This window comes from Vibrio sp. 1069, from assembly GCF_033340555.1.
Window position 1 is genome coordinate 1 of sequence record NZ_JAWOWP010000279.1, and the last position, 772, is coordinate 772.

General features: G+C 43.3%; 1 protein-coding gene. It reads left to right on the plus strand.

The genetic code is table 11. The features are described from left to right. Positions 1-180: 180 nt before the first annotated feature. Positions 181-772 (plus strand): CoA pyrophosphatase (locus tag R7040_RS25980; protein ID WP_318097506.1); only part of this gene is annotated, 592 nt, incomplete at its 3' end.

Sequence of the window (772 nt, forward strand, 5' to 3'; positions counted from 1 at the left end):
GCAAAAGGTTGCCTAGATGTGAAGCGATTTTCCTTTAACATTTGAGCTTACTGTTTTATTAACAATGAGGCGGAGTGCACTCACCACTCATTTTCTCACTCAAGCACGCTCGCTTCCGGAGTTTAGGGTTATTATCTTGGGTGTATAATAATGAGTAGGCACGAAAATTAGGGGTTCGGTTTGGTTATCGACAAAACAAAATTGCTGCAGAACTTTCAATTTCATCTTCCGACGGGGTATCACAAGGAGTCTCTTGCCCGCCTGAATTTTATGAAAGGTAAACCGCTTCGAGACGCCGCGGTTCTGATTGGTTTTGTGGATAGACCTGAAGGCCTACAAGTGATTTTGACCAAGCGAGCCGAACATCTTCGGCATCATCCAGGGCAAATCAGCTTTCCTGGCGGTAAGTTTGAACCCGAAGATATCCATCTGGTGAATACGGCGCTTCGTGAGACTAATGAAGAGGTCGGTATAGAAGATAAACACATTCATGTGTTCGGTCAGTTGCCAAAACTGCCAACGATTAGTCAATTTAATGTGACGCCATTTTTGGCCTTTATTTCTCCGGATTATAAAACGCATATTGACCCAAATGAGGTCGAGTCGGTTTTTGAGGTACCAGCCAACCATATTTTGAACCCAAATAAGCTCTACAGCAGTAAGTTTGAGTTAAAAAGAAGCAGTCATCGTGTATTTGCTATCCCATATCGTCAACATTTCATCTGGGGCATGACGGCACAGATCATTGAGTCGATGCAAAAGCACATCATTT